This is a genomic window from Micromonospora luteifusca (assembly GCF_016907275.1).
Classification (GTDB): domain Bacteria; phylum Actinomycetota; class Actinomycetes; order Mycobacteriales; family Micromonosporaceae; genus Micromonospora; species Micromonospora luteifusca.
Genome location: NZ_JAFBBP010000001.1, coordinates 5,242,477 through 5,255,759, shown reverse-complemented (window position 1 = coordinate 5,255,759; position 13,283 = coordinate 5,242,477). Strand labels below are relative to the sequence as shown.

At 71.7% G+C, this 13,283-nt stretch carries 12 protein-coding genes; 7 read left to right on the top strand and 5 right to left on the bottom strand.

Annotation, left to right across the window (positions count from 1 at the left end; all coding sequences use genetic code 11):
- Positions 1 to 127: 127 nt before the first annotated feature.
- Both JOD64_RS24040 and pseI read left to right on the top strand, forming a co-directional pair.
- Positions 128 to 1,231 (top strand): glycosyltransferase family 2 protein, encoded by a 1,104-nt coding sequence (locus JOD64_RS24040; RefSeq protein ID WP_307813599.1) that lies wholly within the window; start codon positions 128 to 130, stop codon positions 1,229 to 1,231.
- A 133-nt stretch (positions 1,232 to 1,364) separates the two neighbouring features.
- On the top strand, positions 1,365 to 2,417 hold the full coding sequence (gene pseI, locus JOD64_RS24035) for a pseudaminic acid synthase (RefSeq protein ID WP_204944290.1): 1,053 nt from the start codon (positions 1,365 to 1,367) through the stop codon (positions 2,415 to 2,417).
- 506 nt (positions 2,418 to 2,923) lie between these two features.
- Here pseI and JOD64_RS24030 read toward each other — a convergent pair.
- Genes JOD64_RS24030 through JOD64_RS24015 form a run of 4 tightly spaced genes read right to left on the bottom strand, consistent with a single transcriptional unit; the run spans position 2,924 to position 5,633 of the window.
- Positions 2,924 to 3,379: a hypothetical protein gene (locus JOD64_RS24030; RefSeq protein ID WP_307813598.1), complete on the bottom strand. Its 456-nt coding sequence runs from the start codon at positions 3,377 to 3,379 to the stop codon at positions 2,924 to 2,926.
- Positions 3,363 to 4,118: an SDR family NAD(P)-dependent oxidoreductase gene (locus JOD64_RS24025; RefSeq protein ID WP_204944289.1), complete on the bottom strand. Its 756-nt coding sequence runs from the start codon at positions 4,116 to 4,118 to the stop codon at positions 3,363 to 3,365. Before JOD64_RS24025 ends, JOD64_RS24030 begins: the two co-directional genes overlap by 17 nt.
- Positions 4,111 to 5,385, bottom strand: a complete 1,275-nt coding sequence (locus tag JOD64_RS24020) for an AMP-binding protein (protein ID WP_204944288.1) — start codon at positions 5,383 to 5,385, stop codon at positions 4,111 to 4,113. Before JOD64_RS24020 ends, JOD64_RS24025 begins: the two co-directional genes overlap by 8 nt.
- Positions 5,382 to 5,633 carry an acyl carrier protein gene (locus JOD64_RS24015; RefSeq protein WP_091401397.1) on the bottom strand — a complete coding sequence of 84 codons (252 nt, stop codon included), beginning with the start codon at positions 5,631 to 5,633 and terminating at the stop codon, positions 5,382 to 5,384. Before JOD64_RS24015 ends, JOD64_RS24020 begins: the two co-directional genes overlap by 4 nt.
- Positions 5,634 to 5,733: 100 nt before the next feature.
- Between JOD64_RS24015 and JOD64_RS24010 the strand changes: the two genes are divergently transcribed.
- Complete coding sequence (locus JOD64_RS24010; RefSeq protein WP_204944287.1) at positions 5,734 to 6,243, top strand: GNAT family N-acetyltransferase; 510 nt, start codon at positions 5,734 to 5,736, stop codon at positions 6,241 to 6,243.
- A gap of 102 nt (positions 6,244 to 6,345) precedes the next feature.
- Here the strand turns inward: JOD64_RS24010 and JOD64_RS24005 are convergent, their stop codons facing one another.
- Positions 6,346 to 8,082, bottom strand: coding sequence for a glycosyltransferase family 39 protein (locus tag JOD64_RS24005; protein ID WP_204944286.1), 1,737 nt, complete (start codon positions 8,080 to 8,082; stop codon positions 6,346 to 6,348).
- Positions 8,083 to 8,447: 365 nt separating this feature from the next.
- Between JOD64_RS24005 and pseB the strand changes: the two genes are divergently transcribed.
- From pseB to JOD64_RS23985, 4 genes are read left to right on the top strand one after another with little or no spacing between them, the layout of a single operon-like run.
- Entirely contained in the window at positions 8,448 to 9,431 is a 984-nt protein-coding gene (pseB, locus tag JOD64_RS24000) for a UDP-N-acetylglucosamine 4,6-dehydratase (inverting) (RefSeq protein WP_110561940.1), read from the top strand.
- A complete protein-coding gene (locus JOD64_RS23995) occupies positions 9,428 to 10,585 on the top strand; it encodes a DegT/DnrJ/EryC1/StrS family aminotransferase (protein WP_204944284.1) in 1,158 nt (385 codons plus the stop codon). Before pseB ends, JOD64_RS23995 begins: the two co-directional genes overlap by 4 nt.
- A gap of 10 nt (positions 10,586 to 10,595) precedes the next feature.
- Positions 10,596 to 11,444, top strand: a complete 849-nt coding sequence (locus JOD64_RS23990; protein WP_204944283.1) for a hypothetical protein — start codon at positions 10,596 to 10,598, stop codon at positions 11,442 to 11,444.
- On the top strand, positions 11,434 to 13,263 hold the full coding sequence (locus JOD64_RS23985) for a class I SAM-dependent methyltransferase (protein WP_204944282.1): 1,830 nt from the start codon (positions 11,434 to 11,436) through the stop codon (positions 13,261 to 13,263). Before JOD64_RS23990 ends, JOD64_RS23985 begins: the two co-directional genes overlap by 11 nt.
- Positions 13,264 to 13,283 lie beyond the last annotated feature (20 nt).

The window sequence follows — 13,283 nt, the reverse complement described above, 5'->3', positions numbered from 1 at the left end:
TCGGCCGATCGGCGAACCGTCCGGCGGCGGGCGTTAACCTTCCGCTGGGCGGGAGTTCAGAGACTTCACCATCAGCGGCCACGCGCGGTTCCGGGGCCGGCCACCCGGGTCGTCGAAGGTGGCGGGCGTGGTCATTGAGCCGACGCACGCACCGCTGCTGAGCATCGTCGTGCCCGTGTACGGCGTCGAGGCGTACCTGTACCAGTGCCTCGAGTCGATCCGGGCCGACGTCCCGGTGGGCGAGTCGGACGCGGTCGAGCTGATCGCCGTCGACGACGCTTCCCCGGACGGCTGCGGCGACATGCTCCACTCGTACGCCGCCGGCCGTGAGGGGGTCCGCGTCGTGCACCTGAGCAGCAACGTGGGTCTGGGGCTGGCCCGCAACGCCGGGCTCGACGTGGCCACCGGCCGCTACGTCTGGTTCATCGACAGCGACGACTGGTTGCCGCCGGGCACGGTCCCCGCGGTGCTGGACCGACTGCGCCAGCACCAGCCCGACGTGCTGATGCTGGACCACCTGCGGGTACACGAGGACGGCCGGCGGGAGGTCGACGCGAGCAGTCACCTGCTACGCGGCATTCCCGCGGTGACCCGCCTGGACGACCAACCGCAACTGCTGCGGGTGCAGCACACCGCCTGGAACAAGGTGGTCCGCCGCGACTTCCTGGACCAGTTGGAGCTGCGGTTCTTCCCCGGCTGGTACGAGGACATCCCGTTCAGCCATCCGCTGCTGATCGGTGCGGAGAAGATCTCCGTGCTGGACCGGATCTGCTACCTGTACCGGCAGGGTCGGCAAGGCGCGATCACCTCCACCCGCAGCGGCCGGCACTTCGACGCGTTCGACCAGTACGAGCGGTTGTTGGACTGGGTCGCCCGCAAGCACCCGGACGAGCGGTTGCAGGCCGAGCTGTTCCAGCTGATGATCAGCCACTACCTGGTGGTGGTGGGCAACGACGACCGGCTGCACCCGCACCTGCGGCGGGACTTCTTCCACCGGGCCGCCGAGCACTACCGTCGGTTCCTGCCCACCGGCGGCTACCCGCTGCCCTCGGGCGTGACCGGGCTCAAGCACCGCCTCGTCGGGCGCGGTGACTGGCTGGCGTACTCGGCGTTGCGCCAGGCCCACCGGGTCGCTGGTCGCCTCCGTCGGAGCGGCCCGGCGGTGGGCGGCGGCGCCGCTTCGGTCACGACGGCGCGGCGCGACGTCCTGGCCGGGGGCCGCCTGCCGTGACCGCCCCCACCGCACAACACGCCGGAAGCCGGGGCGGCTCCCGGCGCCCTGGTTTTCCAGGTCGTCCGCCCGCCGGGTGGACGATGACAGCATCACCGCACTCCGGTGCGGGCGTACCTGAGCAGAGGTCGGAATGACGGCGACAATCAAGATCGGACCGCACGTGGTCGGTGCCGGGGAGCGACCGTTCGTGGTCGCCGAGATGTCCGGCAACCACAACGGCGATCTGAACCGGGCGCTGGCCATCGTCGACGCGGTGGCCGACAGCGGGGCGCACGCGCTGAAGCTCCAGACGTACCGGCCGGACACGATCACGATCGACGTCGACACCCCGGCGTTCCGGATCTCCAGCGGGCACGAGTTGTGGGGCGGGGAGAACCTGTACCGCCTCTACGAGCGCGCGCACACCCCGTACGAGTGGCACGCCCCGATCTTCGAACGGGCCCGCAAACGGGGCCTGACCGTCTTCTCGTCACCGTTCGACGCCACCGCCGTGGAGCTGCTGGAGTCGCTGGACGCGCCCGCGTACAAGATCGCCTCTTCGGAGCTGGTCGACCTTCCGCTGATCCGGCTCGTGGCGAGCACCGGCAAGCCGATGGTCATCTCCACGGGGATGGCGACGGTCGCCGAGATCGACGCCGCGGTGCGCACCGCCCGCGACGGAGGCGCGGCGGGCATCGTCCTGCTGGCGTGCACCGCGTCCTACCCGGCCCCGCCGGCCGACAGCAACCTGCGCCGGTTGCCGGTGCTGGCCGGCGCCTTTGACGTGGCGGTCGGGCTCTCCGACCACACGCCGGGCATCGGAGTGGCGGTCGCCTCGGTGGCGCTGGGCGCCTGCTTCATCGAGAAGCACGTCACCCTGGACCGGGCCGACGGCGGTGTCGACTCGGACTTCTCGCTGAACCCGGCCGAGCTCGCGGCCCTGGTCGCCGAGTCCGGCCGCGCGTACGCGGCGCTGGGTGGCACCGCGATCGGCCCAACCCCGGCCGAGCAGGAGGGGCTACGGTTCCGCCGCTCCCTCTTCGTGGTCGAGGACGTCCGCGCCGGTGACCCGGTGACCGCCCAGAACGTGCGGTCAATCCGGCCAGCCGGCGGCCTGCCCCCCGTGGAGATCGACCGGGTGCTGGGCCGCACCTTCGCCACCGACGTCCCCCGCGGCACTCCCCTGAGCTGGGACCTGATCTGACCGTCGTCCGAGGCCAGGCCGGGCCGGGCCGGGCCGGGCCGGGCCGCCGAGCGGATGCAGCCCGGCCCAACGGACTCCCCTGAGCGCCTGTAGAGCTGCCCCAGATCTGGGGCATGGACAGCCGACCACCGCACGCACCCGTCCCGGGGATGCGACGGTGGACGTTGCCCCACACATGGGGCAGGTCTACAGGAAGCAGCCACCAACAGCAGCACCCACCCATCCGGAGACGCAACGGCAGGCGCTGCCCCACACATGGGGCAGCTCTACAGGAAGCAGCCACCAACAGCAGCACCCACCCATCCGGAGACGCAACGGCAGGCGCTGCCCCACACATGGGGCAGCTCTACAGGAAGCAGCCACCAACAGCAGCACCCACCCATCCGGAGACGCAACGGCAGGCGCTGCCCCACACATGGGGCAGGTCTACAGGAAGCAGCCACCAACAGCAGCACCCACCCATCCGGAGACGCAACGGCAGGCGCTGCCCCACACATGGGGCAGGTCTACAGCGAGCAGCCGCCGACAGCAGCACCCCGACCGTCGGGAACGAAGCCGACGGTGACCACCAGGTCGGCCAGCCAGAGGGTTCGCCAGACCGCGGACCCGTCGGCCGGCGTACTCAATCCGTGGCGACGCCACCACGCGGCCACCGGCACGTTGCTCAGCTTGCAGCAGCACTCGGCGCGGGTCCACCGCGCCCAGAAGTCCTCCACGCCGAACCGGCGGGCCAACGCCGGGGGCACCGGGGCGTCGGCGCGTTCCGCGTCGATGGCCACCCGCCAGCCCGGCGTCCGCGGGCCGTACCAGCCGACGCAGCGCCCGTCGTCGAGGTGACTGCGGGTCGCCGCGTCGGTCAGGGCGGCGGGGACGCCGATACGCAGGTGCCGTTCGGCGACGGCGAGCAGCCCCGGCACCGGACGGGGCCGGACCAGCCGGTCCAGGTCAGATGGAGGCGGCACCGTCCACCACGATGACCTGGCCGTTGATGTTGGTGTGCTCCCGCAGCAGCATCCGCACCACCGGCGTGACCTCCACGGGTTCGGTCAGGTGACCGGTCGGGGTGCGGCGCACGATCTGGTCGAGCTGGGTTGGGCCGAGCACGGCGGACATCTCGGAGGCGAAGAAGCCGGGCGCGACCGAGTTGACCAGCATCCGGCCACCCAGTTCCCGGGCGAGCGAACGCGTGGCGGCGTCCATGCCGCCCTTGGTGGCCGAGTACGCGACCAGGCCCGGGAAACCACGCTTCCCGCAGATCGAGGTGATGTTGACGATCCGCCCGCGCAGTCCCTTGGCGAGCATCCGGCGGATCACCAGCCGGGTCAACTGCAGCGGGGCGGTCAGGTTCGTCTCGATGATCCGGGCGATGTCGTCGGTGGCGGTGTGCGCGTGCAGGGAGTCCTGCCCCATGGCGGCGTTGTTGACGATGCCGTCGATCGGGCCGAGATGCTGCTCCACCTCCCGGACGAAGCTCTGCGCGGCGCGCAGGTCGGTCACGTCCACCGAGCCGACGTGCACCCGGTCTGGGTGCTCGGCGGCGAGCTTCTCCAGCTCCGCAGTGACGGTACGGGCGAACGGAGCCACCTTGACGCCCGCGTCGAGCAGGTCGTTGACGATGGCCAGGCCCAGCCCCCGGGATCCCCCGGAGACGAGGACCACGGAGCTGGGCGGAACGAGCTGGGTGTCGGCGGGGTCAGACATCGCTCTTCAGGGTCTCCTTGACGGGAATCTCGGCCAGTACGCGGATCCGGCGTGGCACCGCGTGCTCGGGAAGCTGGTCGGCACACCAGCGGACCAGCGTGCCCTCGTCGGGCACGCTGGTGTCGGCGGGACCGGCGGGGGTGAGGACCACCTCGGCGACCACCATCCGGCCGAGCACCGGGGCGCGGCGACCGGTCACCCGGGCCCAGGCCACCGCCGGATGCCCGGTCAACACGCCGCGGACCACACCGGCGGACACCTTGCTGCCGCCGACGTTGATCTCGTCGGAGTCCAGTCGGCCGGTGATCAGCACCCGGTCGTCGAGCACCTGCACCCGGTCCCCGGTACGGATCGGGCCGGCCAACCCGGCGCCGTGGTACGGAGAGGTGACCACCAGCTCGTCGTCGCGCACGGAGAGCGTCGGCCGACCAGGGGTTTCCCGGTCCAGCCAGTCGACCGGGAAACCGGCCCGCCCGTCGTGCACCACGATGGACGCTCCCACCTCGGACGAGGCGTAGATCCAGGAGATCCGGGCCGTGGGGAAGACCTCCCGCAGCTGGTCCAGGATCGCCTGGTCCACCGGCTCCCCGCCCAGGGTGATCTGGCGCAGCGGCACCCGGCCCAACGCGGCGGCATCCCGGTAGAGAGTGCGGCGCCAGAAGGTCGGGGTGCCGGAGGCGGCGTCGACCCCGTGCGCGGCCGCGACGGTGGGCCAGTCGTCCAGCTCGTCCGGCTCGACCACCACCAGGTGCTGGCCGGGCTGGGTCAGCGACAGGGTGACCACCTGCCACCAGGCGTACGTGCCGGGAGCGTACGGGCACAGCCAGGTCCGGTCGGGCTGCTCGGCCCGCACGGTGGTCAGCGTGTCGAGAGTGTGCCCAACCCGTTTGGGACGCCCCGTCGAGCCCGAGGTCAGCAGCCAGAGTCGGCCGGGCTCGGCGGCTCGCGGCCGGGCCGGGACGCTCAGGCGCATCCCGTCGTCGTCGAGGACGCCGACGGTGAACCCGGCCTCCAGCAGCTCCGTACGCATCGCCGCGTCGACCCGACCCGCGGTGCTGAGCAGCAGCTCAGTGCCGTGCACGGCGTGCTGCCGAGCGGCGGTGAGTGCGTGCATGGCGGAGTGGGCGAGCACCGCCGCGGGGTCGGGCAGCGTCGGCGTCGGCAGTGAACGCCAGGTCAGCGCGGCGCCACCGACGACGACCCGGTTGTCGACACCGGCCGGCTCCGGGTGCGCGGATGCGGGGTTACGCGCCGTCGCGACGGTCACTGGTGTTGAAGCTCGACGAGGAAGTCGAGAACGTCTCCGACGGTGGCGATGCGACGCAGGCCGGGGGCGTCGAAGTTGAGCTCCTCCCCCGTCTCGTCCTCCACCCGAAGGGCCAGCTCGGAGAAGTCGAGCGACCGGAACCCGATCTCCCGCAACTGCGCCGCGTCGTCCGCGGGCAACTCCTTGTCCTGGTTCTTCAGCACCTGAGCCATGAGGTCGCGGATCTGCGCGCGACTCAATTCGTTCATGCGCCGCAGTCTACAACCCAACGAATGCATATCTGCTTTCCCGGTGGTCCCGGGTAAGGTGCCGGGACCCGACGTGAACAAATAAGAAAGCGAGACGCACGTGCTGCGCGAAGCGACGGCGGACGACGTTCACCTGATGTTGTCCTGGCGTAATCAGGACACCAACCGCCAGGTCAGCAAGACCAGTCACGAGATCACCGTCGAGGAGCACGCCCGGTGGTGGTCGGCGGTCCGTGACGACCAGTCCCGGCGGGTGCTGATGTATGTCCGCGACGACCTGCCCTGCGGTGTGGTCACCTTCTTCGACCTGCGGTTGGACGGCCCTCGTACCGGGGCGTGGGGCTTCTATCTCGACGCCGACGGGCTGGACGGGCGAGGTGAGACGCTGCCCGCCTGGTTGGGGGTCATGCGGGAGGCCGTCGAGTACGCCTTCGACGGGCTGCACCTGGACCGGCTCGACGGCGAGGTGCTCGGTCACAATACCGTCGTACGACAGATGAACCGGCGTTTCCGATTCGTCGAGGGCACGCCCCGGCAGGAGCTCTCCGACGGCCGGGAAATCACCGTCATCCCGATTTCCCTGGCCCGGGCCGATCGCCGTCAACGCTGATTGTCGTACGCATTTCCGCAATGGACCGAAATCATTAACCGTCGGTGCTCCCGGTGGACATCCGCCGTTCACGAATAGCGGTGTCCACCGGGGCGCGGCGGGTCAGGCCCGCCGCCAGGCCGCCCAGTGCTGCACCGGGTTGCCGCCGAGCCGGACGAAGCCGTACGCCGTGCCGTCCCAGTCGTCGGCCTCCCCGGGTGCCCAGCGGGCGAACACCACCTGCGCCGCAGCCGGTGGCTGCTGGTTGCCGAACCAGCGAACGTCGGTCCAGGTCACCTGGTGGCTGAGGTTGAACCGCAGGACGTAGTGCACACCCGTCGAGGCCCACACCCGCTCGCCGGGGCGTACGCCGACGTCGGCCACCCGGGGCGTCGGCGCGGTGCTCGCGATGGCCGGCCGCACGACGTGTTGGTCGATCACCTGCATGGTGGCGAGGTTGACCAGGACGAGGACGCCGAGCATCGGCAACCGCAGTCGGGGCACCAGGACGGCCGCGACGAGCAGCACAAGGCCGGCGATGCCGACCAGCGATCCGATCACCGGCCGCATCTCCCGCCAGCCCGCGGTCAACGCCACCAGGTCCGGTGCGCTGAAACCGCCGTAGCGCAACCGGTGGCCCTGGCTCGCCACGTATGCGAGTCGGACGGCGATCAGCGCACCGCCGCCGATCAGCAGGGCCACCGCGACGGCCGCCCTGCGCAGCACCACCCGGCGGCCGGCGGTGAGCAGCACTCCGAGCCCGACGAGCAGCCAGAACGGCGCCAGCATCTGCACGTAGCGGCCGTAGATCGCGTCCAGCGGTTTGCCGGTGATGCCGGCCAGGATCACCGACGCGCCGCCGGCCACCCCGACGGTCACCACCAGCGCCACGCCTATCGTCCAGCGGGCGGCGTCGCCGTGCCGTGGGCGCCACAGCTCACGGACGGCGGCGGCCCAGGCCACCCCTGCCATCCCGAAGGTGATCACCACGACGTACCAGAGTTGGGTGGCGACGCCCGCGCTGACGCGGACCACGCCCTGGACGGAGGCGACCGCCTCGACCGTGCCACCGCCGGGGGTGCTGCCGAGCAGGTAGACCTTGTTGCCGAGGTAGCGGATGGCGGCCTCGTTGACGAGCGCCATGGCGAGCACCGGCAGTAGCGCGGCGAGCACCGCGGGCGGGCTGATCCGGCGGCGGACGAACAGCAGCAGGACCAACCCGGCGTGTACCGCGACGATCACCAGGCCGCGGGAGTGCAGCAGATGGAACCCGCCGACCAGCAGACCGACGGTGGCGGCGGCGACCGGGCCGGGCCGCCCGATCCAGCGGTGCACGGCGAGCAGCCAGGCGACGACCAGTGGCGCCATCACCGTGTCGATCATGGCGATGCCCGCGTAGAAGACGGTGGCCGGCAGGGTCGCCGCCGCGAGGGCGCCGAGCAGCGCGTGCGACCGGCGCAGCCGGAGCAGACGGCGACCGAGCAGGTACGCCAGCGGCAGCAGCGTCGAGTTCGCCATCGCGTTGATCAGTTGGACGATCCGGTAGCTGTCGCTGAAATCCCGGTCCCCGAGGAACGCCGGCGAGATCAGCATCGGGTAGCCGACCCGGCGCAGCAGGTCGTTCTCGCTGCTGAAGCCACCCGGCCCGCCAGCCAGCGCGCGGGCGGTGTTCAGGTAGCTGTCCTCATCGGTGTGTGCGATCGGCAGCACGATGTGCCGGGACAGCCACATCCGCCAGGCGACGCTGAGCACCCAACCGACGACCAGCAGCACCGGCACCAACCAGCGTCGGGCGGGTGCCGGGTCTGTCGACTCCGCCGCAACCGCCGGCCGTTCGATCACGTCGCTACCGGATGCCATCAACGCCTCCAGAATTGCCGGCCGGACCGGGCCCGCGCAGACCCGGCGGGCACGTCGGCCCGCACCGGTGACGCTCGGGGTGACCCGCTCGCACCGAGTTGATGCGGATGTCGGGTGAACGCGGGAACCGGCCGCGGAAAGGGCTGCCGGGTCACTCGCGCGGTCACTGTAACGGGCCGATCCGACCTGGTCAGGCCCGTTACGGGTCGGTCGGAAGTGTTCGCCTACGCGGTGCTCGCCATTCACAGGAGCAGGGGCGGTGGTTAACCCGCGAGCGTCGGGAAGTTAACCCGCCCTGACTAGCGTCTCACCCCGGTCGGCCGGCCGAGGGCCGCCGGTTCATCCACGATCACGGGAGCACCAAATTGAGTGAGTTGAATGGATCGTCCATTCTGATCACCGGGGGAACGGGTTCCTTCGGCAGGACCTTCCTCCGGCACATCCTCACCGAGGCCGACCCGGCCCGCGTGGTCGTGTTCTCCCGCGACGAGCTCAAGCAGTACGAGTTGCGTCAGCAGCTCGGCGACGACCCGCGGCTGCGCTGGTTCATCGGCGACATCCGGGACCGGCACCGCCTCACCCGGGCCATGCACGGCGTGGACCACGTGGTGCACGCCGCCGCGCTCAAGCAGGTGGACACCGCGGAGTACAACCCCTCCGAATACATCGCCACCAACATCACCGGCTCCCAGCACGTCGTCGATGCCGCGATCGAGGCCGGCGTCAAGAAGGTCATCGCGCTCTCCACCGACAAGGCGTCCAGCCCGATCAACCTGTACGGTGCGACGAAGCTGGTCGGCGACAAGCTGTTCGTCTCGGCCAACCACTACGCCGCCCAGCACCCCACCCGGTTCGCCGTCGTGCGCTACGGCAACGTGGTGGGCAGCCGCGGTTCGGTCGTCCCGCTGTTCCGCCGGCTGGCCGCCGAGGGCAAGAGCCTGCCGATCACCGACAAGCGGATGACCCGCTTCTGGATCACGCTCGACCAGGCCGTGCAGTTCGTCATGGACTCGTTCGACCAGATGCAGGGTGGCGAGCTGTTCGTGCCGCGCATCCCGAGCATGCGCATCCTCGACCTGGTCGAGGCAGTGGCCCCCGATGCCACCACCCACGAGATCGGGATCCGGCCGGGCGAGAAGCTGCACGAGGAGATGATCGCCCCCGACGACAGCCGGCGGACGCTGCGCGCCGACGGCCGGTTCATCGTCCAGCCGACCATCGCCACCTGGGGCTACCAGCCGCCGGTCGACTGCGACCCGGTGCCGGACGGCTTCGCCTACCAGTCGGACACCAACGACGAGTGGCTCACGGTCGAGCAGCTGCGCGACATGCTCGGCCTCACCGCATGACGGGAATGCTCCCGTACGGCCGGCAGTCGGTCACCGAGGACGACATCGCCGCCGTCGCCGACGTGCTGCGCGGCGACTGGCTCACCACCGGGCCGCAGGTCGACGCGTTCGAGGCCGACCTCGCCGCCTGGACCGGTGGGGTCGGCGTCACCGCCGTCTCCAACGGCACCGCGGCGCTGCACGTGGCGTACGCGGCTGCCGGGGTTGGCCCGGGCGACGAGGTGGTCGTCCCGCCGATGACCTTCGTGGCGACCGCCAGCAGCGCGGTCGCCCTCGGGGCGAAGATCGTTTTCGCCGATGTCGAGGACGAGACCTTCTGCCTCGACCCGGCGGCGGCCGCCGCCGCGGTCACCTCGCGGACCAAGGTCGTCTCCGCGGTCGACTACGCCGGCCACCCCGCCGACTACGACGCGCTACGCAAGTCGGTCGAGGGCAGCGACGCGCTGCTCGTCGCCGATGCGGCGCACTCGATCGGCGGGACCTATCACGGCCGGCCGGTGGGCTCGCTCGCCGACCTGACCACGTTCTCGTTCTTTCCCACCAAGAACCTGACCACCGCCGAGGGCGGTGCCGTCGCCGCGCTGGACCCGCACGTCCTTGAGCGGGCGCGTCGGTTCCGCAGCGTCGGCGTGGTCCGCGATCGCGACGAGCTGCGCTACCCGGACGAGGGCGGCTGGCACCAGGAGGTGCACGAGTTCGGGCTGAACTACCGCCTGCCGGATGTGCTGTGCGCCCTGGGCCGCAGCCAACTGCGTCGACTCGGCGAGTTCAAGGCGCGACGGACCGCACTCGTCGCCCGCTACGACGAGGCGCTGGCCGACCTGGACGGCGTGCTGCTGCCGACCCGCAGGTCGTGGGCCGACCCGGCCTGGCACCTCTACCCGATCCGGGTGCTCGACGGGCGTCGCCGCGAGGTGTACGACCGGATGCGGGCCGCCGGCATCGGCGTGCAGGTCAACTACATCCCGGTGCACTGGCACCCGGCCTTCGCCGACCTCGGTTACCGGCGCGGGTCCTGCCCGGTGGCCGAGTCGTTCTACTCCCAGCAGCTGTCGCTGCCGCTCTACCCGGGACTCAGCGACACCGACCAGGATCGCGTCATCGACGCGCTGACCGCGGCCCTGCGGGTCGGCTCGGTGCGTACCGCCGCCTGATGGGAACCTGATGCACCACGCCAACCACTTCTACGGCCACGCGCACGTGCTGGCCCGCTACGCCGGTCTCGGCGGCGGGCACCCACCGCGGATCAACGGGTACGTGCAGCACGGCTGGAACATCGGTGACGGTCTGGCCCCCGGTCACCCGTACGCCGAGCGCGCCCCGAGCCTGCTCTGGTCGGAACAGACCCGCCGACGGGCCTGGTCGGTGGGTCGACGCAACGTGGTCGTCATCGGAGCGCCGTTCAGCTACCTGCTGGCCATGCGCCCCGAGGAACCGCCGGCCGAGGAGCGGGAGGGCACCATCTGGTACCCGTTCCACGGCTGGGAGGGCCAGCACGTCAAGGGTGACCACCGGACGTTGATCGCGCTGATCCGGGACACCGAGCCCGGCCCGGTCACCGTCTGCCTCTACTGGCACGAGTACCGGATGCGCAGCGTCCGTCGCCTCTACGAGCGCGCCGGCTTCCGGGTGATCTGCCACGGCTACCGGGGACACTGGTGGAAGGACACCGACCCGGATTTCCTCGACAAGCAGTTGACCGAGCTGCGTCGACACCGCCGGGTAGCATCCAACCGGCTGACCAGTGCGATCTTCTACGGCATCGCGGCCGGCTGTGAGCCGGCGGTCTACGGCGACCCGATGATCCTGTCCAACGAGGACCCGACCTTCGGCGGGACCGCTCGGATCCGGCGGCAGTGGCCGGAGCTGCACGGCGCCGAGGTCGACCTGCCCACCGCGATCGAGATCGCCCGCGCCGAGTTGGGCACCGAGCACCGCTGCACGCCGGCAGAGCTGCGCGAGCTACTCGGTTGGGCGAACCTCCAGGAGGAAGAGGACCACCGTGACGACTGAGACGGCACCCGCCGGCCGGATCACCCTGCCGGGCGGCGAGATGCTGGCCTGGTCCGACCTGCCGCAGCAGCGGTTGGCCGACGGTGGGCCGGTCGCCGCGCTGGCCGCCCGGCTCGTGCCGCCCGGCGCCCGGGTCCTGGTGGCCGGGCCACACGACCCGGCCCTGCTCGACCAGCTCGGTCACGCCGAGGTGACCTGCCTGCTGCGCAGCCACCCGGACGCGGTCGCGCTGGCCCAGCGAGCCGCCCACCTGGTGGTGGGTGGCCCGGCCGGGTTGCCCGACGACGAGACGTACGACGTGGTGATCGCCGCCGCCGGGCTGGACCCGGTGGAGTCGGTGGAGGGCACCCAACTCGGCTGGGACGGCGTGCTGGCGCGACTGGTCGCCGTCCTACGACCGGGTGGTGCGCTGCTGCTGCGCCTGGACAACCCGCTCGGCCTGCACCGACTGGTCGCCACCACCCCCTGGTACGCCGGCCGCGACGATTCCGCGTGGACGATCGGCGGGGTGCTCGATCGGACCCACCCGGCCAACCGGGACCAACTGCGCGAGCGGCTCACCGCAGCGGAGTTGCAACCGGCCGCGTGCTGGGCCGCGTACCCCGACGCCAGCACCCCGACGGCGCTGCTCGACGCCGACCACCTCGACTCCGACGGCGGCTCCGGCCTCTTCGACGCGGTGCTGCACGGCGCGTGCGCCGGCGGTTTCACCAGCGACACGGTGCTCCAGGACCCGGCCCGGCTGGCGGTGGACGCACTGCACGCCGGACGCGCCGCCGACCTCGCACCGGGCTGGCTGATGCTCGCCCACCGGCCCGCCAGCCCCGCGGCCCCGACCACGCCGTCCGCCGACCGGGACCTGCCGGTGGCTCTGCTGCAGACCGGGCGGCCCGGGATCGGCGTACTGGAGGTGCTGCACGGCCCGTCGGGATGGCGGTGGGGCCTCACCTCGGCCACCGGCACGAACGTGCCGGCCGCCGCGCCGTTCGCCAGCCGCGAGGCCGCGTACCGGGACGCGGACGCGCTGTCCGGACCGGTGCCGTCCGGCCGGCTGCTGCGTACCCTGCTGCTCGACGCGGCCCTGCGCCGCGACCTGGCGACCCTGCGCACGCTGCTGCAGGGGTACGCGGGCTGGCTCGCCGACCAGGCCGACACCGACGGCCGAATCGCCGGCGCCGCGGCGCTGGCCGGCACCGACAACGTGGTCGTCGACGGTGCGCGTTACGCGGTGCTCGACCCGAGCTGGCGGGTCACCGACCCGCTGCCCGCCGACGTGGTGCTGGCCCGCGGACTGTGGCGCTTCGCGGCGGAACTGCTCACCGGCGGATACGCCCACCCGTGGTCGTCCACCCTCGACGTTGTCGGTCTGACCGTGGTGCTCGGTGGGCTCGCCGGCCACGACGTGGACCGCACGACCGTCGACGAGGCGGTGGAGGCCGAAGCGGCCATCGCCGCCGCCCTGCACGGGCTGGACCATGACGGCAGGGTCAACCTCGCCACCGAGCTGCACGCCGTCGCGCCGACCGACCCGCCGGTCGGCGGGCACAGCTACCAGCAGCTGCGCGAGGCGTGGCTGCGGCAGCGCGAGGAGCTCGCCCGGCTGACGGCACTGACCGCGTGGACCGAGGAACTGCTCACCTCGCGGGAACGGGCGCTGCGTCGGGCCGAGACGACTGTCGGTTTGCTCAGCGGGTCGCTCAGCTACCGGGTGGGCCGGCTCGCCATCACCCCGGCCCGACTGGCCAAGCGAGGTGCCCGCGCCGCCAAGCGCCGGGCCATCGCCGCGCTCGCCCCCCAGCAGCAGGAGGAGCAGCAGTGACCGGCGTACCGGTGCACGGG